Origin of the sequence: Kribbella sp. NPDC003505, from assembly GCF_040610875.1 — a bacterium.
GTDB lineage: Bacteria > Actinomycetota > Actinomycetes > Propionibacteriales > Kribbellaceae > Kribbella.
This window is the reverse complement of record NZ_JBEXNA010000015.1, coordinates 23657-42047: the sequence shown is the minus strand read 5'-3', so window position 1 is coordinate 42047 and position 18391 is coordinate 23657. Positions and strand designations below refer to the sequence as shown.

The window sequence follows — 18391 nt, the reverse complement described above, 5'->3', positions numbered from 1 at the left end:
GCGTGACGATTGTCTCGCCCACCAAGACGGTTACCGGCTACCAACACACGCAAACGTGGTTGCTGTCGGCTGTCGCTGGATTGCAACTCAGTGTCAGGGAGCTTTCGGTCAGATCGCGCCGAAGCCGACCTTGCGGGTCGACACCTCGCCGATCTCGACGTACGCGAGCCGGTCGGCCGGGATCAGCACCCGGCGGCCCTTCTCGTCGGCCAGCTCGAGCAGGCCGGACTTGCCGGTGAGCGCCTCCGCGACCAGTGCCTGGACCTCATCCGGAGTCTGCTCGCTCTCCAGAACCAACTCACGATTGGCGTGCTGCACGCCGATCTTGACCTCCACGAAACCCTCCGGGCACGTTCCGACCGGCGGCTCTCGCCGGTGACGCTTCGAGCCTATCCGGTGCCGCTGCCCAGCTCTCACCCGTCCGCCGAGAGCAGAACCCCCGGCGGCAGAACCTCAGGTGTCGGTGCGCGGGAAGCCCCGGATACCCCGCCACGCGAGGGAGGCGACCAGGTCGGCGGCCTGCTGCTGCGGGAACGACGGGTCGCCGGCGCCGAGCCAGTAGCGGGCGCTGACCTGGGCCATGCCGACCAGGCTGACGGCCAGCACCATCGACTGCTCACGGCTGAGGCCGGCGTCGGCGCTGATCACCTCGGAGACGGCCTCGGCGCAGGCGTGCGTGACCCGGTCGACGCGCTCGCGGACGGCCGGCTCGTTGGTCAGGTCCGACTCGAACACCAGCCGGAAGGCGCCCTGCGCGTTCGCCACGTAGTCGTAGAACGCGTGCATCGTGGCCGCGACCCGGAGCTTGTTGTCCTCGGTCGACTTCAGGGCGTCCTGCACGGAGGCGACGATCGCGTCGCAGGAGGTGTCCAGCAGCGCCAGGTACAGCTCCAGCTTCCCGGGGAAGTGCTGGTACAGGACCGGCTTGGACACGCCCGCGCGGTCCGCGATGTCGTCCATCGCGGCGGCGTGGTACCCGTTCGCGACGAAGACCTCCTGGGCCGCCTCGAGCAGTTGGGCGCGCCGGGCCAGCCGGGGCAGGCGGCTGCCACGCTTGGGTGCGGTCTCCGGTGTCGTCGACACGTCGGCTCCTTCGGTGGTGCTCTCCGGCGGCCGGCTTCGTCCGGCACCGGGTCGTTCCCCGAATCCTACCCAGCAGTCCTTCCCGTCAGTAGCTTCCCCGCCGACCAACCCGCCACGGACCGTTCCATCGTGGTACTACGGTCCGCGGCAGGTACGGCGGTCAGCGGTAGTCGTCCTCGTCGGGGTCGCCCACCTCGCGGCGCTGCTCCTCCACGTCGGCCGGGTCCGCCTCGGTCGGGAGTCCGGACTCCTCGGGCCGGTCGTCCACCACGGTCGAGGCGAGGCGCTGCTCGAGGACGTCCGCCTCGGAGGCCTCGTCGGGCAGGTTCTCGTCGTCCGGGCCCTCGTAGTCGGTTCCAGTGGTCATCTGGCTCGCGCTCCTCTCATCTAGGACGGCAGTGGCTTCGGGTCGTCGTACAGGCCCTCCAGGACGTCGCCGTACTCCTCGATCCGGGCGAGTACGTCGTGCGGCAGGAACCGGAGGTCCTCGGGGGAGGTCGCGGACGCCACCTCGTCCCAGTCGATCGGTGTGGACACCCGTGGCTCGTCCGAGCCGCGCAGCGAGTACGGCGCCAGCGTGGTCTTCGCGCTGGCGTTCTGACTCCAGTCGATGAACACCTTGTTGGGCCGTAGCGCCTTGGTCATGTTGGCGGTGACGTTCTCCGGCAGCGCCTCCGCCAGTTGCTCGGCGAGCTGCTTGGCGAACGCACTGGTCTGCTTGGACGGCGCGGGCTCGATCGGCACGTACAGGTGCATGCCCTTGTTCCCGGACGTCTTCGGCCAGCCTTCCAGACCGAAGTGGCCGAGCAGTTCCCGCAGCCCCAGCGCCACGTCGCAGCACTCGACGATCGTCGCTCCCGGACCCGGGTCGAGGTCGAACACGATCAGGTCGGCGCGCGGGTTCTTCCCGCCGTCCGACAGGCCGATGCGCCATTGCGGCACGTGCAGCTCGAGCGCGGCCAGGTTCGCCAGCCACACCACGGTCTGTACGTCGTCGCAGACCACGAAATCGGCCTCGTCCCGCCCGGTCGAGCTCCCCGGTGTGGGCAGGGTCTCGGTCCGCACCCAGGCCGGCGTACCGCGGGGAGCGTTCTTCTCGAAGAAGTACGCCGCCTCGGTGCCGTCCGGCCAGCGCTTGCGGGTCAGCGGCCGGTCGGACAGATGGGGGAGGAGCAGCGTCGCCACCTGGTGGTAGTAGTCGATCACCTCGGCCTTGGTGAACCCGGTCCGTGGATACAGGACCTTGCCGAGGTTGGTGAGCTTCATCGTCTGCCCGTCCACCTCGGTCGTCAGCTGCTGCTGCGCACCCGCCATACGTCCCAGTCTCCATCAGCGGAGCGGCCTAACATGGATGCCGTGGATAGTTACGGACCAGTAACCGGAGATGGGTCGCCGCTGGCGGTCCGGGACTGGCCGGTGCGGCGGGTCCCGGTGTCCGGCGTGGATGTGGCGGTCAGGGATCTGCCCGGTGCGGCGGCGGACCTGCCGCCGGCCCTGTTCGTGCACGGTCTCGGCGGGTCGTCGCTGAACTGGACAGCCCTCGGGCTGCTTCTCAACGACTCGGTCCGCGGCATCGCGCCCGATCTCCCCGGACATGGGCGTACGCCGCTGTCCGGCGTGACCGGGATCTCCGAGCAGGCCGACCTGCTCGTCCAGCTCCTGGAGCGGGAGTACACGGGCCCGGCGCATGTCTTCGGGAACTCGATGGGCGGGGCCGCCTCGGTGGCCCTGGCGGCGCAACGGCCGGACCTGGTCGCATCGCTGACGCTCGTGTCGCCGGCCCTGCCGCATCCGCGGGTGTCGGCCAGTGCCCTGTGGTTCACGGCGCTGGCGACTCCCCGGCTCGGTCCGGCCGTCCTGGAGCGGACGAGGCGGATGCCGTTCGACCGGCGCTTCCAGGCGTCGCTCGCGATGGTGTTCGGTGATCCTCGAGGGCTGGACCCGGAGGTGCGGGCCGCCTACGAGGAGGAGTTGCGCCGTCGCGACACCGACCCTTGGGCCCAGCAGGCCACAGTGGACGGCGCACGCAGCATCCTGCGGTCCTCGCTCGCGCCACCACGGCGGTCGCTCTGGGCGGACGCCGCGGCTGTGCAGTGCCCGGTGCTGCTGATCTACGGCGGTAAGGACCGCCTGGTCGACGCGCGGATCCGGACCAAGGCCCAGCGCACCTTCCCGGACGCCCGCACGCTGTACCTGCCGCGCTCCGGGCATGTCGCGCAGATGGAACATCCGGACCAGGTGGCGCGCGCGTTCCGTCAGTTGATCGGCTGATCGAGTCGAATCCGACGCCCGGCTGAGACGCGACTGAGCGGCGGGTCCGGTCAACTTGGGCGCGTGAATGGCAGAACCGCCCGAAATCTGTCGTTGGGAATCGCCGTACTGCTCGGTGTGGGGCCGTTGACCGCGACCGCCGCGCCGCCAGTAGTTGCTCAAAGCAACCACTGGGACATGCGGCCGCTCGCCGACGGATTCCAGCTGACCCTTCGCCTCGACGAACCCGCGCCGATGCGTGCGTCCCTCCCGCTGCTGGAGGTCGACGGCAAGCCGCTCGGTGTCGCCAAGCAGTCGCCGGATCGCAGAACGCTGACTCTGGTCAGCACTGACCCGGCCGTACTGAAGGCGCGCGACGTACGCCTGGTCTGGTCCGGGGACCTGGGGAAGGAGTCCGGCAAGAGCCGGGCCGTCAACCCGGCCGGAAGGACCGATGCCGACTGGCTGAAGGCGCGCCGCGGCCCGCTGCTGCCGTCGGACCCCGGTGCACTCGGCAAGTACAAGGTGGACTCCGCGGAGTACGACCTGGGTGCCGAGGCCGTCTTCCTGCCAGGGCTCAAGCACCGGGCGGAGCTGCGTGGGAAGGTGTATTCACCACGTGGTGCGGTAGGGCCGCGGCCGTTGGTGGTCTTCCTGCACGGCCGGCACGAGGTCTGTTATGGCGAGCCCACCCATCCGTCCAACGACGAGAAGCCGTGGCCGTGCCCGCCGGGGATGAAGCCCATCCCCAGCTTCCGCGGGTACGACGGCCCGGCGACCGCACTGGCCACCAACGGGTACGAAGTGGTGTCGATCAGCGCCAACGCGATCAACGGCTGGGACAGCGACGCCTACGACGCGGGCGCGCAGGCTCGGGCCGAGCTGATCCTGGACCACCTCGCACTGTGGCGGAAGTGGTCCACGGTCGGTGGCGGCCCGTTCGGCACCCGCTTCGTCGGCAAGATCGACCTCCAGAACGTCGGCCTCATGGGGCATTCGCGCGGCGGCGAGGGCGTGGCGCGGGCAGCCGTGCTGAACGCTGACCGCGGCGGGCAGTACGGGATCCGCGCGGTACTGCCGCTGGCTCCCACGGACTTCGCGCGCGCCACGGTGCCCGGTGTCGCGATGAGCGTCGTACTTCCCTACTGCGACGGCGACGTGTCCGACCTGCAGGGCCAGAAGTTCTACGACGACACCCGGTACTCAGTCGGCGGTGACACCGCACCGCGCTCCACCGTGACGGTGCTGGGCGCCAACCACAACTTCTTCAACACCGAGTGGACGCCTGGTCAATCGGTCGCTCCGTCGAACGACGACTGGTTCGGTGACGAGAAGGCGTCACCGTGCGGAGCTAAGTACGCCGGCCGGTTGACGGCGAAGCAGCAGCAGGCCGTAGGCACCGCTTATATCGCGGGCTTCTTCCGTTTGCAGTTGGGGCGCGAGACGCAGTTCCTGCCACAGTTCGACGGCTCTGACTCGCGGGCGGCGTCTGCCGGGAAGGCCGTCGTACGAGTGGTGTCGCAGGCGCCGCTGCGGTTGCGGCGGGACCTGAACCACTTCGACAAGCCACTGCCGGCGGGAGCGGTCAGCGGGAAGCTGTCGGCGACCGTGTGCGCCGGTGTGACCGCTACGAACCTGCGGGCGAGTACGCGGACGTGCATGGACACCGAGGACTGGGGCAACGCGCCGCACTGGGACACAGCGTGGTTCGCCGCGAAGACACCGACCACCGCGGTCACCAAGCTCAAGTGGACAGGTACGAACGGTGTGCTGCGTGTCGACGTGCCGGCCGGGCACCGCGACGTACGGCGGTTTGCGGCTCTGACGTTCCGTGCCGCGCCCGACCCGTCTGGTGCGCCCAAGACCGACCTGAGCGTGCGTGTGGTCGACGGGCACGGACGGGCCGCGGTCGTACCGGTGTCGGCGGTCAGTGACGCGCTGGTGCGGATGCCGGGCAACAACGAGGTCGGCCTGCCGAAGAATCTGCTGCGGACGGTCCGCATCCCCGTGCCGTTGCTGAAGGGCGTGGACCTGCGCGACGTACGTGCTGTGGAGCTGCGGACGGACAGGGTCGCCAGCGGGTCGGCGTACGTGAGCGACCTGGGCTTCTCGTCACCCGGACTCGGCTTCTCGGCGCCGGCAGTGCTGCTGCCGAAGCTGTCCGCCTCCAGCGTCACGGTGAAGGAGGGGGACAGGGGGACGCACACGGTGGACTTCTGGGTTCGTCTGTCGCGGCCGAGCATCCGGCCGGTCAGCGTGTACGTCGAGACCAACGGCGAACTCGGCGAATCAGTCGGGGACGTGGCGCAGCACTTGGTGTTCAAGCCCGGCCAGGTGCGCCAAAAGGTGACTGTGCCGATCAAGGCGAACACCCGCGACAGCTACGACCTGCCGTTCAACCTGGTGCTGTCAGCGCCGCATGACGCGCTACTGGACGAGTCTTTCGGTCACGGTCTGGTCATCGACGACGACCCGACGCCGACACTGACCCTGGCCAACCTGAAGACGACCGAGAAGGCCGGCGTGGTGAGCTTCGGGGTGAAGTTGTCAGCGCCGAGCGACAAGTACGTCAGCTTCTCCGGCGTCCTGAGGGACGGCACGGCGGCGATCCGCAAGGACTACAGCGGCGTCAACGACGACGGCACCGGTCCCGCGGACCGGACGATCGACGGGTACGTCGAGCCCGGCAAGACCACCGGCGACCTCCAGGTCAAGATCCTCGACGACAAGCTCGAGGAACCGTCCGAAACCTTCGCCGCGGTGATCCAGCAGGTCGACGGCGCCGTCCTCAAGATCCCGGCGACCCTGACCGCCACGATCACCGACGACGACTGAGACGCGGGTACCGGGATGTGGACTCCGGCGGGGCGGGCTGGAACGGTGCGGGAACATGGGAGTGGGACAGATGGTTGAAAACCTTCAGATCCCGTTCGACATCTTTCCTGAGGAGCCGACAACGTGTCACTGCCACCGCTGGTCGAACCGGCCGACGAGCTGACGATTGACGAGGTGCGGCGGTATTCGCGGCACCTGATCATCCCCGAGGTCGGGATGGCCGGGCAGAAGCGGCTGAAGAACGCCAAGGTGCTGGTGATCGGCGCCGGCGGTCTCGGCAGCCCCGCGCTGCTCTACCTGGCCGCCGCCGGTGTCGGCACGCTCGGCATCGTCGAGTTCGACACCGTCGACGAGTCCAACCTGCAGCGTCAGGTCATCCACGGCCAGTCCGACGTGGGCAAGTCCAAGGCGCAGTCCGCCAAGGAGTCCATCCTCGAGGTCAACCCGTACACGAACGTCGTCCTGCACGAGACCCGGCTGGACAACGACAACGTGTTCGAGATCTTCGAGCCGTACGACCTGATCGTCGACGGCACCGACAACTTCGCCACCCGGTATCTGGTCAACGACGCCGCCGTGCTGCTCGGCAAGCCGTACGTCTGGGGCTCGATCTTCCGCTTCGACGGCCAGGTCAGCGTGTTCTGGGCCGAGCACGGCCCGTGCTACCGCTGCCTGTACCCCGAGCCCCCGCCGCCCGGCATGGTCCCGTCCTGCGCCGAGGGCGGCGTGCTCGGCGTGCTCTGCGCGTCGGTCGGCGCCGCGCAGGTCACCGAGGCGATCAAGCTGCTCACCGGGATCGGCGACCCGTCGCTCGGCCGGCTGAACATCTACGAGGCGCTCGACCTCAACTGGCGCACCCTGAAGGTCCGCAAGGACCCGAACTGCGCGATCTGCGGCGAGAACCCGACCGTCACCGAGCTGATCGACTACGAGAGCTTCTGCGGCGCCCTGACCGAAGAGGCGGCCGACGCGGCCGTCGGCTCGACCATCTCGGTGAAGCAGCTGTCGGAGTGGATCAAGCTCAAGGACAACGGCGAGAAGGACTTCGTGCTGATCGACGTCCGGGAGCCGAACGAGTACGAGATCAACAAGATCCCGGGCTCGGTGCTGATCCCGAAGGCGGACTTCCAGACCGGCGTGGCGTTGGAGAAGCTGCCGCAGGACAAGCAGCTGGTCTTCCACTGCAAGTCCGGCGTCCGCTCCGCGGAGGTGCTCGCGATCGCCAAGGGCGCGGGCTTCTCCGACGCCGTCCACGTCGGCGGCGGGGTCGTCGCCTGGGTCGACCAGATCGACCCGAGCCAGCCGTCGTACTAGAGGACCTAGAAGGGCATCCGGCAGGACGCGACCGCCTCGGCGGCCACGGGATCACCCGTGACCGCCGGGGCGTCGTCGCGTCCGGACACGGTCCGCATGTACCCGACCGCGTCCACCGTGGCACGCCCCACCGGCTCACCCCTCCCGAGCTTGTAGGTCCCGCCGCCCTGCCCGGTCAGCTCGACCTCGACGGCCGGCCGGTCCTCCCACCACGGTCCGTCCATCAGGTCGTACATCACCTGCGCGACCAGCTCCCCGGCGTACGGCCCCGCGTCGAACGGGCGGCCGAGCGCCTGGCAGACGTCGTCGCGGTGCATCCACAGGTCGCGCGCCAGCAGGATGTCCTGGATGTACCCGAGGCTGAACTTGACGACGTGGAACCCGTCGATCGTCATCGACACCCGGCGGATCAGCTCGGGGTTCTTGGAGATCTTCCGGGTCGCCTTCGCCCACACCTGGTCGAACTTGGTGCGCAGCGCGGCAGGCGGCGTACCGCGGTGCTCGTCGGCCTGCACCATCATGTGCGCGTCGATCCGCAGCACGTCGGGATAGACCCGCTTCGCCTTCCGGTACCGGCGCGGGAACGAGAACGCCTTGTTCACGTCCTCGGCCTGGCCGATCAGGTGCCCGGCGATGTCGGCAACGTCCCACTCGTCGCAGACCGTACGGCGCTGCCACTCGTCGCCCAGGATCGACGCGAGCAGCTCGTGCCACGCCTGAAGCTCGGCGTCCCGGTGGACCCGGCACCGCGCGCGGTCGGCCCGCCCGATCTGTTCCGCGAGTACTGCGGTCATTTGCTCCCCCTGATTGGTGCGTAGCGTTGATGGAACATCTCGAGCACGGTCGGCAGCATCCGGATGAACCGCCCGTCCTCGAACGAGGCGTCCGGCTCGTTCGCCATCTGCTGGGACAGCAGCCCGGCCGTGAGCGACGTGAACAGCGCGACGCCTTCCTCGCCGGCGGCGTCCGGGTGCAGGTAGCCGGCGTCGGCCGTCGCCTGCAGGTGGTCGCGGAGATCCCGCAGCGTCTCCTGCGCCGGCGCGTACGCCTCCGCGCTCGGCTCGAAGCCGGGCACCGTCCGCCAGAACATGAGCTGGGTGTAGACGGGATTCTCCAGGCACCACCGGCTGAACGCGGTCGCCGCGATCAGGTTGAGCTCCAGCGGATCCCCGGTCGCGGCCGTCGTGAGCGCCGTCCGGTACGCGTTCCGCTGCAGCTCGCTGCCGCGCTGGAAGAGCGCGTCGTAGATCGCCATCTTCGACGGGAAGTACTGGTACAGCGACGGCGGCTGCATGCCGAGCCGCCGGGCCACCGCGGACAGGCTGAGCGCCGCGACGCCCTCGGAGGCCATCAGCTCGATCGCGACGTCGAGGATCTCCTCGATCGTCTGCTGACGACGGCGGGTCCGGCGGTCCGGCGCGGTAGTGCTCATGCCATGAGGAAAACCTAATGGCATTAGGGTTGTCAATACCTCGTAGTTGTCCCCGGCGGCACGTACTGTCGGGAGCATGTGCAGAAACATCACCGTGCTCCGGGGACTGGAGCCGTCGGCGACCTCCGAAGAGATCTACGCGGCCGCGCTGCAATATGTGCGCAAGGTGACGGGCGTCGGCTCGCTGAGCGCGACCACCCGCGGCCCGATCGAGCGCGCGGCCACCGAGGTCGCCCGGATCACCGAGCAACTCCTCGAGGAGATGCCGGCCCGCCGCACCCCGCCGCAGACCGTCCCCCCGCTGCGTCGCCCCGAGGTCCGCGCCAGACTCGGTCTCGACTGAGGCGAAAGCAGAGTAGTCTCGCCCGGGAAACGGCTACCCCTCAGGGAGGCGCGGGATGCGGTTCGCGATCAAGACCAGGCCGGAGCACACCACCTGGCAGCAGATGCGGGACGTGTGGGTCGCGGCGGACCAGTTCGAGATCTTCGAGTCCGCCTGGCACTGGGACCACTTCTACCCGCTGAGCGGTGACATGCAGGGGCCGAACCTGGAGGCCTGGACGACGCTGGCCGCACTCGCGCAGGCGACGTCGCGGATCCGGCTGGGCTGCCAGGTGACCGGGATGATCTACCGGCACCCGGCCGTGCTCGCGAACATGGCCGCGACCACCGACATCATCAGCAACGGGCGGCTCGAGCTCGGCATCGGCGCCGGGTGGAACGAGATGGAGACCGCGGCGTACGGCATCGACCTGTACCCGCTGAAGGAGCGCTTCGACCGGTTCGACGAGGGCACCCAGGCGATCATCGCGCTGCTCACCGAAGAGGTCGCGAACTTCGACGGCAAGTACGTCAAGCTCACCGACGCCTACTGCAACCCGAAGGCCGTGCAGACGCCGCACCCGCCGATCACCATCGGCGGCAAGGGGCCGAAACGGACGCTCCGCGCGGTCGCCAAGTGGGCCCAGCAGTGGAACGTCATCGTCGCGAACCCGCAGGAGTGGAAGGCGCTCAAGGACGTCCTGGTCCAACGCTGCGAGGAAGCCGGCCGCGACGTCGGTGAGATCACCTGCTCGGTGAACGTCCGGATCGACCCCGACAGCCCGCTCGACAAGGCGGTCGCCGAGGCCGCGGCGTACGGCGAGGCAGGTGTCGACCTGGTCGTCATGAATCTTCCGCTGGACGCGCCGCCGTCGGTTCTGGAGCCGCTCGCGAAGGCGCTCGCCCCGCTCGCCTAGATTGGAGCGCGTGGACAGGGAGGAGTACGTCGAGGCCGTGCTGCAGGCCGTGGAGTCGATCCCGGAGGGCAGCGTCGCGACGTACGGCGACATCGCGGAGTACGTGGGGCAGGGCGGGCCGCGGCAGGTCGGCGCGATCATGCGCGAGTACGGCGCGAGCGTGCCGTGGTGGCGGGTGATCCGCGCGTCCGGCGTACCGGCCGATGAGGTCGGCGACGAGCAGCTCCACCGGCTGCGCTCCGACGGCGTGCGGATCACCAACGGCCGGGTGAACCTGCGCCAGGCCCGTTGGGATCCGCACGACTAGAGCCTCTACTCGCCGTACAGCGACGAACCCGCCTGCGACGTGCGGAGGAAGTAGACCGGGTCGCCGAACGTGCCGGGCACCTTGCCCAGGGCCTGGATGACCGTGGCGGTTCCGTTGGCGTGCCCGACCGCATACAGGTACGCCGACCCGGTGTCCCGGTCGACTGCGGCGAGCAGCGTGCTCTGCGTGCCGCACTTCTCCGCGACGATCGCCTCGAAGCCCTGCCAGGTCGACGTCCGCACGGCCTTCACCACCGGCGTCATCGGCGACGTGACCGGGATCCGGATCGTGTACAGCGCGCCGCCCCGCGTCGTCGCGAGGAGCGTGTCGTACGTCGCGGTCTGGCTGATCAGCGTCATCGTCTTGACCGCCGAGAACCCGGCGGACGAACCGAGCCCGTGGAAGCCGGTGCTGTCCTTCTTCCAGCGGAACAGCACGCCGTCGTTGCGCAGCCCGTACAGGTACTCGCGGGTCGGGTCGGCGCCCTTCGGGTAGCCGGACCGGGCGAGCTGGGTGAAATCGCCCATCCCGTCCTGGATGTTCGCCTGACCCCACCACGGTCCGTCCGGCGGCCGGGCGATCAGCGTGCTGTAGAGCCAGGTGCCGTAGATCGCGTAGCCGCGGTCGACGATGCCGTCGTGGCTGTCGTAGGAGAACTCCCAGGTCGCACTGGCCTTCGTCGCGCCCGGGTCGGCGACCTGCGGGCCGACCCGGCGTTCGCTCGCGGCCGGCGGGCTCGCGGCGGACAGGACCTGGTCGACGTAGGTGCCTCCTGCGGTGATCGAGCCGAGGTCCAGTGAGCAGATCGACGCGATCTTCGGGTTCGCCGCCGAGGCGGTGGTGGTCGTCGGCCCTGCGAGGAGAACAGCCGTCCCCAGGAGGGCGGCTGTGTGCCGCAGCGTCCTCATTCGGTGCTCCTTGTCGTCGTGTTGCCGTCGAGGAACTCGATGCGCCGAGGCTGCGGAAAGTTATCGGCCGGCTACGCGGTTCCGTCCGGTTTCCGGCTATCCGGCCAGTGGCCGGGGAGCCTCGTCGCGGACTGTCGGTGCCGTCTGTTGAGATGTGTCGGTGGTCAGCAGACAGGGATCCCGGTACCGGTTGGTCCGGGAGGAGCGCCGGAGCGCGGAAGCGCCTGTTCTCGACCCCGACCAGCAAGCCGTCGTGGAGCATCCGGGCGGACCGCTACTGGTGCTCGCCGGGCCCGGCACCGGCAAGACGACGACGTTGGTGGAGGCCGTTGTCGACCGGGTCCGCAACCGCGGGCTGAGCCCGGACGAGGTGCTCGTGCTGACGTTCGGCCGCAAGGCCGCGACCGAGCTCCGCGATCGCATCACCGGGCGGCTCGGCCGGACCACGCGGGTGATGCCGTCGATGACGTTCCATTCCTTCTGCTACGCATTGCTCCGCCGGTTCACACCGGCCGACGCGTTCGACGTACCACTGCGGTTGCCGTCCGGTCCGGAGCAGGCGCTGCGGTTGAGCGAGGCGTTGTCGGGCAGCCGTGAGGTCGGCGCCGTGCATTGGCCGGGCAGTCTGCATCCGGCGTTGAAGACCCGCGGGTTCACCGACGAGGTCCAGGCCGTGATCGGCAAGGCGCGCCAGTTGGGGCTCGACCCGGAGGACCTGTCCGCGATCGGGCGGTCGGCGGAGCGGGCCGAGTGGGTCGCGGTCGGCGACTTCTTCGAGGAGTACCTGCAGATCCTCGACGCCGAGCAGGTGCTGGACTACTCCGAGCTGATCCATCGCGCGGTGATCCTCGCCCAGCAGCCGCAGGTGCAGGCGAAGCTGCGGGCGGAGTTCAAAGCGGTGTTCGTGGACGAGTACCAGGACACCGATCCTGGTCAGACGAAGCTGTTGCAGGCGATCGCGGGTGACGGTCGCGACCTGGTCGTCGTGGGCGACCCGGACCAGTCGATCTACACGTTCCGCGGCGCGGACGTGCGCGGGCTGCTGCGGTTCACCGACGAGTTCCGCACCCGCGACGGCGCGGCGGCCGCGCAGATCGCGTTGGGTACGACGCGGCGCTTCGGCACCACGCTGCAACGCGTGTCGCGCAATGTCGTCAACCGGCTCGGTGTGCCGGGATCGCTCGACCGCGACACGTTCGAGCGCTTCCGCAACCCCGACGCGTCCGCGTGTGTGTACGGCCCGGGCAAGGTCGAGGCGAACTTGTACTCGACCAGCGGCGCCGAGCTGGAGCACATCGCCGATCTGCTCCGCCGGGCGCACGTCCAGGACGGCATCGGGTGGAACGAGATGGCCGTGCTCGTGCGCTCCGGCAGCCGGTCGATCCCGCCGTTGCGGCGGGCGTTGTCCGCGGCCGGCATCCCGGTGGACGTCGCCGGCGACGAGCTGCCGTTGTCGCGCGAGCCCGCCGTCCGGCCGATGCTGCTGGCGCTGCGGGCGGTGGCCGACCCGGAGACCCTGACCGTCGATGTCGTCCGGGCGTTGGCGCTGTCGCCGTTGGGCGCGATGGACGCGGGGCAGCTGCGCCGGCTGGCGCGGGTGCTGCGCCGGCGGGACCGCGACGCGGCGGGCGGGCAGCGGTTGCCGCGGTCGTCGGACGAGCTGTTGCGTGAGGCGATGCTGAACCCGCTGCTGCTCGACCAGGAGGCGTCGCCGGCCGAGGCGCGGTTCGCGGCGCTCGGCGAGCGGTTGCTCAAGGCAAGGAACATCGTGACCGCGGGCGCGGCGCCGGACGAGGTGATGTGGTCGCTGTGGTCGGAGTCGCCGTGGCTGCGACGGCTGCGCGGCCAGGCCTCCTCGGGCGGTGAGGTCGCCCGCACGGCGAACCGGGACCTCGACTCGTTGTGTGCGCTGTTCGACGCGGCCGGCCGGGCCGAGGAGCAGGTCGGGTTCAAGGGCGTGTCGGCATTCCTGTCCGAGCTGGAGTCGCTGGACATCGCGGCGGACAATCGGTTCGACGGGACGTATCGCGAGTCCGGCGTCCAGCTGATGACGGCGCACCGGTCGAAGGGTCTGCAATGGCGCCTCGTCGTGGTCGCGTCCGTGCAGGAAGGGCAGTGGCCGGACCTGCGGCGCCGCGGCTCGTTGCTGGAGCCGGACCGATTGGGGCCCGACGGGTTGATCGACCCGTTGTCGGCGGGCGCCTTGCTCGCCGAGGAGAGACGGTTGTTCTACGTCGCGATCACCCGGGCCCGGGAGCGGTTGATCGTGACCGCCGTACAGGCGCCGGAGGCCGACGGCGACCAGCCCTCCCGATTCATTGCCGAGCTCGACATTCCTTGGAAGCTGGTCGCGGGGCGCCCACGGCGGCCGTTGTCGTTGCCGGGGCTGGTGGCGGATCTGCGCTGCGTGCTGGCGGATCCGGCGTCGTCGCCGGCGTTGAAGCGGGCGGCGGCGGACCGGCTGGCGCTGCTGGCCTCGGCTGTCGACGACCGGGATCAGCCCTTGGTGCCGACGGCCGATCCGTCGCGCTGGTGGGGCGTGCGGGAGCGCACCGAGTCGGCGCGGCCGATCGCGGATCCCGCCGAGCCCGTTCCGCTGTCGGGAAGTGCGCTGACGACGATCGTGGACTGTCCGCTGCGCTGGTTCCTGACCAGGCGGGCCGGTGGCGAGACGCCGAGTACGTCGGCGCTCGGTTTCGGCTCGGTGCTGCACGCGCTGGCCGATGCGGTCGCGACGGGAACGCTGCCGCCGTCGGTCGACGAGCTGAACGGCTGGCTCGACAAGGTCTGGACCCAGCTCGAGTTCGAGTCCGCCTGGATCTCGGACCGGGAGCGCGGTGAGGCGGAGCAGGCGTTGCGGCGGTTCGTCGCGTGGCACCAGGGCCGGCCGGACCGGACGCTGGTCGGGACCGAAGTGGAATTCGACGTGCTGCTGCCCGACGCAGAGCACCCGGCGGTGCGGGTGAAGGGCCGGATGGACCGGGTCGAGAAGGACCCCGAAGGCATGGTCCGGGTGGTCGACCTGAAGACCGGGCGGAACATCCCGACCAAGCCGGCCCTCGAGCGGCATGTGCAGCTGGCCATCTACCAGCGGGCGATCAACGCGCGGCAGCTGAAGAAGCTCGGCGAGGACGCGGTCGCCGGCGGCGCCGAGCTGGTGCAGCTGCGGCACGACGACAACGGCGGCTTCCCGAAGGTCCAGCACCAGGGGCCGCTGGAGACCGACGAGGACGGCCGGACCTGGCTCGACGAGGCCGTCGACGACGCCGAGACGATGATCCGCACCGAAGATTTTGTTGCCAAGCGCAACGACGGCTGCAGCCGCTGCGAGGCTCGCGCCCTGTGCCCCATCCAACCCGAAGGCCGGGAGATCGTCTGATGCAGACACTGTCCGAGGTCTCGGGTTGCGCTGGGGAGGTTTGGTGATGGGTGCCCAACTTCGCACTACGGCCGAGCTGTGCGATCTGCTGGGGATTCCGTTCTCGGATCAACAGTTGGCGGCGATCACTGCACCCTTGGCGCCGGGCGTGATTGTCGCGGGTGCCGGGTCGGGGAAGACGACGGCGATGGCGGCCCGCGTGGTGTGGTTGATCTGCACGGGGCAGGTGAAGCCGGAGGAGGTGCTGGGGCTGACGTTCACCAAGAAGGCCGCCAACGAGCTCGACGTCCGGATCCGCGAGGACCTGACGAAGGCCGGTGTCCTCGGATCGACGCTGCCGAGGGACCAGCACCCGATCCTCGCGGCGCACCTGCGCAGCAACATCCCCAACTGGGAGCCGGAGGAGCCGGGCGAGCCCGTCGTCTCGACGTACCACGCGTTCGCCGGCACGCTGATCGCGGAGCACGGGCTCCGGCTCGGCCTCGAGCCGGACTCGCGGGTGCTCGCCGACGCCACCAGGTTCCAGCTCGCCGGCCGGGTCGTACGGCGGTCCGCCGGGCCGATCCGGTTCGCCTCGCACCACGTGCCGACGCTCGTCAACAGCCTGCTCGCGCTGGACGGCGAGCTCGCCGACCATCTGCTCCGCCCGGACGACATCCGCGACCACGACGACGCCGTACGACGGGAGGTCGCCGCGGCGCGCAAGCAGACCGTGGAGGTCCGCAAGCTCGCCGAGACCGCCCTCAAGCGCGGGGAGATCCTGCAGCTCGTCGAGGAGTACCAGGCGTACAAGGGGGAGCGCGGCGTCGTCGACTTCGCCGACCAGATGGCGCTCGGCGCCCGGCTCGCGGAGGAGTGTCCCGAGGTCGCCGCGATCGAGCGCGCGCGGTACAAGGTCGTCCTGCTCGACGAGTACCAGGACACGTCGGTGTCGCAGCGCCGGATGCTCACCGCGCTGTTCGCCGGGCCGGATGCCGGGCACGGCCGGGGCCACCCGGTCACCGCTGTCGGCGACCCGTGCCAGGCGATCTACGGCTGGCGCGGCGCCTCCGTGGCGAACCTGGACGAGTTCCCCGAGCATTTCCCGCAGGCGGACGGCTCACCGGCGCAGCGCTACGTGCTCAGCGTGAACCGACGCTGCGGCAGCCGGATCCTCGCCGCCGCGAACCAGCACGCCGCCGAGCTGTACGAACAGCACCCCGGCGTCATCCCGCTGGAGGCGCCGCCGGACGCTCCCGAAGGCGCGATCACCGTCGGGCTGTTCGAGACGCGCTCGCAGGAGATCGAGTGGGTCGCGGACGCGATCGTCGCCGCGCACCGCACCCGGAACCGCCGCTGGAAGGACATCGGCATCCTGATGCGGACCAACGTCGACCTGAGCGCCGTCCACGAGGCCCTGATCGCGCGCAAGGTCCCGGTCGAGGTCGTCGGCCTCGGCGGTCTGCTCGCGCTTCCCGAGGTCGTCGACGTCGTCGCGACGCTGCAGGCCGTCAACGACCTCACGGCGAACGCGGCGATGCTTCGCATCCTCACCGGCCCGCGGTACCGGATCGGTCACCGCGACCTCGCCCTGCTCGCCAACCGCGCCCGCGGTCTCGCGGACGCGGGGGAGCGGCCGGCCGCCGACGACCTGGTCGCCGCGCTCGACGCGGCCGTCGCCGGGATGGACTCGACCGAGGTCATCGCGCTCGCCGAGGCGGTCGACGATCCGGGACCGCTGCCGTACGCGCCGGAGGCCCTGACCCGCTTCAAGGAGCTGTCCGTCGAGCTCCGCGAGCTGCGCGCGCACGCCGGTGAACCGCTGCTCGACCTGGTCCGGCGCGTGATCAGCACGATCGGCCTGGACGTCGAGCTGACCGCGACACCCGACCACGTCGACGCCGGACGCCGTGATCACCTCGCCGCGTTCTTGGATGCCGTGGGCAACTTCGTGTCGACCGAGTCGGACGGCTCGCTCGACGGTCTGCTGGCGTACCTGGCGGCCGAGGAGGAGTACGCGGCCGGCCTCGACCTCGCCGTACCGAGCGAGGCGGACTCGGTGAAGCTGCTCACCACGCACCGCTCGAAGGGCCTGGAGTGGCCGGTCGTGTTCGTGCCGACCCTGGTGTCGAAGGTGTTCCCCTCGGACCGCGGCCGGGACAAGTGGACGACGAACGCGAAGGTGCTGCCGTGGCCGCTGCGCGGCGACGCCGACACGCTTCCGGACATCCACGACCTGACGAACGCTGGGCTGAAGGCGTTCGCCGACGAGTGCAAGGACGTGAACGCGCTCGAAGAGCGTCGGCTCGGGTATGTCGCGTTCACCCGCGCGAAGGAGTTGCTGGTGGCGACCGGTCACTGGTGGGGCCCGACGCAGAAACGCCCGCGCGGCCCGTCGGCGTACCTCGAGACCCTGAAGAAGCACGCCGGGGAGCGGGTGATCGCCTGGGCGGACCAGCCCGAGCTCACCGAGGAGAACCCGGAGCTCGCCGAGCAGACGCAGGCCCCCTGGCCGACGCCGTACGACCTGGAGTCGTACCAGCGGCGGCTCGACGCGGCGGCGCTCGTGCAGCAGGCGCGCGCTGAAGGACCGTCCGCCGAGGCGGAGGAGTCGCTGCTGCTCGACGAGCAGGCGACGGTCGCGCGCTGGGACTCCGAGATCGAGCGCTTGTTGTCCGAGGCAAGGGAAAGCCGGAGCCGGAAGGCGTACGACGTGACACTGCCGGCCGCGCTGTCCGCGACCCAGGTGATGCGGCTGGCCAAGGACCCGGACGGCCTGGCCGCCGACCTGGCCCGGCCGATGCCGCGCAAACCCAACCGGGCCGCGCGTTTCGGCACCCGTTTCCACGCCTGGGTGGAGAGCTACTTCGGGCAGCAGCTACTGCTCGACCCCGACGACCTCCCCGGGGCCGCGGACGAGGACATCGTCGACGACACCGACCTCACCGACCTGATGGACGCCTTCCGCGACGGCCCGTTCGGCGACACCACGCCGTACGAGATCGAGGCCCCGTTCGCCCTCGCCCTCGACGGTCGGGTGATCCGCGGCCGCATCGACGCCGTCTACCAGCTCGTCCGTCCCGACGGCTCCCGCGGCTACGACGTCATCGACTGGAAAACCACCCGCGGCGAAACCGCCGACCCACTGCAGCTGGCCATCTACCGAGTCGCCTGGTCCGAACTCATGAACATCCCCCTCGACCACGTCACCGCAGCCTTCTACTACGTCCGCACCGGCGACATCATCCGCCCCGAAAGCCTCCCCACCAAACCCCAACTCACCCAACTCCTGGACGGCTGACCTCGAGCCGTACCGGAAGGGAACCGCCGCCTCGAACACCTCGCCGCCCCTGACAACAGCCGGTTCGACGTACCGCACCAGGAGATCGGGTACCACAGCCAGCCGACTGTTCGGGCGAAACTCCAGCGGGCCTGGCAAGACCTCAAGGTCCGCAGGACATGCAGCCGCCATCCGGAGCATCAGGTCCCCGAGAGCCTGTTGATGGATCAGCGATGACAGGTGAGTCACCAGCAGGATTCCGTCGACAAGCTCGTACCGCGCGCCTTCGTCGGGTGCCGCATCCAGATCGGCGGTCGTGAATTCACCTGGTTCGATTGGCCACATGCTCCGACCATGCTCCCGACAGGCATTACCGCGGGAGGGCA

General features: G+C 69.9%; 15 protein-coding genes. 8 read left to right on the top strand and 7 right to left on the bottom strand.

All coding sequences use genetic code 11. The features are described from left to right. Positions 1-108: 108 nt before the first annotated feature. The 4 genes from ABZX12_RS37580 to ligD all read right to left on the bottom strand — a co-directional run bounded on the left by ABZX12_RS37580 (position 109) and on the right by ligD (position 2397). The gene (locus ABZX12_RS37580) at positions 109-336 is read right to left on the bottom strand and encodes a DUF3107 domain-containing protein (protein WP_355476563.1); all 228 of its coding nucleotides are present in this window, start codon (positions 334-336) and stop codon (positions 109-111) included. 117 nt (positions 337-453) lie between these two features. Continuing rightward, positions 454-1083 carry a TetR/AcrR family transcriptional regulator gene (locus ABZX12_RS37575; RefSeq protein ID WP_131467385.1) on the bottom strand — a complete coding sequence of 210 codons (630 nt, stop codon included), beginning with the start codon at positions 1081-1083 and terminating at the stop codon, positions 454-456. Between the two features lie 160 nt (positions 1084-1243). Beyond that, entirely contained in the window at positions 1244-1450 is a 207-nt protein-coding gene (locus ABZX12_RS37570; RefSeq protein WP_355700228.1) for a hypothetical protein, read from the bottom strand. A 20-nt stretch (positions 1451-1470) separates the two neighbouring features. Continuing rightward, complete coding sequence (gene ligD, locus ABZX12_RS37565) at positions 1471-2397, bottom strand: non-homologous end-joining DNA ligase (protein ID WP_355700227.1); 927 nt, start codon at positions 2395-2397, stop codon at positions 1471-1473. 42 nt (positions 2398-2439) lie between these two features. Between ligD and ABZX12_RS37560 the strand changes: the two genes are divergently transcribed. From ABZX12_RS37560 to moeZ, 3 genes are all read left to right on the top strand, one after another. After that, on the top strand, positions 2440-3354 hold the full coding sequence (locus tag ABZX12_RS37560; protein ID WP_355700226.1) for an alpha/beta fold hydrolase: 915 nt from the start codon (positions 2440-2442) through the stop codon (positions 3352-3354). Between the two features lie 63 nt (positions 3355-3417). After that, on the top strand, positions 3418-6168 hold the full coding sequence (locus ABZX12_RS37555; RefSeq protein ID WP_355700225.1) for a Calx-beta domain-containing protein: 2751 nt from the start codon (positions 3418-3420) through the stop codon (positions 6166-6168). A 123-nt stretch (positions 6169-6291) separates the two neighbouring features. Further along, a complete protein-coding gene (gene moeZ, locus ABZX12_RS37550; protein ID WP_355700224.1) occupies positions 6292-7482 on the top strand; it encodes an adenylyltransferase/sulfurtransferase MoeZ in 1191 nt (396 codons plus the stop codon). A gap of 5 nt (positions 7483-7487) precedes the next feature. Here the strand turns inward: moeZ and ABZX12_RS37545 are convergent, their stop codons facing one another. Further along, positions 7488-8276: a maleylpyruvate isomerase family mycothiol-dependent enzyme gene (locus tag ABZX12_RS37545; RefSeq protein ID WP_355700223.1), complete on the bottom strand. Its 789-nt coding sequence runs from the start codon at positions 8274-8276 to the stop codon at positions 7488-7490. Then, complete coding sequence (locus ABZX12_RS37540) at positions 8273-8914, bottom strand: TetR/AcrR family transcriptional regulator (protein WP_355700222.1); 642 nt, start codon at positions 8912-8914, stop codon at positions 8273-8275. Before ABZX12_RS37540 ends, ABZX12_RS37545 begins: the two co-directional genes overlap by 4 nt. Positions 8915-8990: 76 nt before the next feature. Between ABZX12_RS37540 and ABZX12_RS37535 the strand changes: the two genes are divergently transcribed. The 3 genes from ABZX12_RS37535 to ABZX12_RS37525 are packed head-to-tail and all read left to right on the top strand — an operon-like array spanning position 8991 to position 10459. Continuing rightward, complete coding sequence (locus ABZX12_RS37535; protein WP_130439916.1) at positions 8991-9257, top strand: DUF2277 domain-containing protein; 267 nt, start codon at positions 8991-8993, stop codon at positions 9255-9257. 55 nt (positions 9258-9312) lie between these two features. Next, entirely contained in the window at positions 9313-10152 is an 840-nt protein-coding gene (locus tag ABZX12_RS37530) for a TIGR03560 family F420-dependent LLM class oxidoreductase (protein ID WP_355700221.1), read from the top strand. 10 nt (positions 10153-10162) lie between these two features. Further along, the gene (locus tag ABZX12_RS37525) at positions 10163-10459 is read left to right on the top strand and encodes an MGMT family protein (RefSeq protein WP_355700220.1); all 297 of its coding nucleotides are present in this window, start codon (positions 10163-10165) and stop codon (positions 10457-10459) included. A gap of 5 nt (positions 10460-10464) precedes the next feature. On the opposite strand, the gene ABZX12_RS37520 is transcribed toward ABZX12_RS37525, so the two are convergent. Further along, a complete protein-coding gene (locus ABZX12_RS37520) occupies positions 10465-11367 on the bottom strand; it encodes a hypothetical protein (protein WP_355700219.1) in 903 nt (300 codons plus the stop codon). Between the two features lie 160 nt (positions 11368-11527). Between ABZX12_RS37520 and ABZX12_RS37515 the strand changes: the two genes are divergently transcribed. Together ABZX12_RS37515 and ABZX12_RS37510 are read left to right on the top strand one after the other, a co-directional pair. Beyond that, the gene (locus tag ABZX12_RS37515) at positions 11528-14746 is read left to right on the top strand and encodes an ATP-dependent DNA helicase (protein ID WP_355700218.1); all 3219 of its coding nucleotides are present in this window, start codon (positions 11528-11530) and stop codon (positions 14744-14746) included. A gap of 46 nt (positions 14747-14792) precedes the next feature. Beyond that, a complete protein-coding gene (locus tag ABZX12_RS37510) occupies positions 14793-18026 on the top strand; it encodes an ATP-dependent DNA helicase (protein WP_355700217.1) in 3234 nt (1077 codons plus the stop codon). Positions 18027-18391 lie beyond the last annotated feature (365 nt).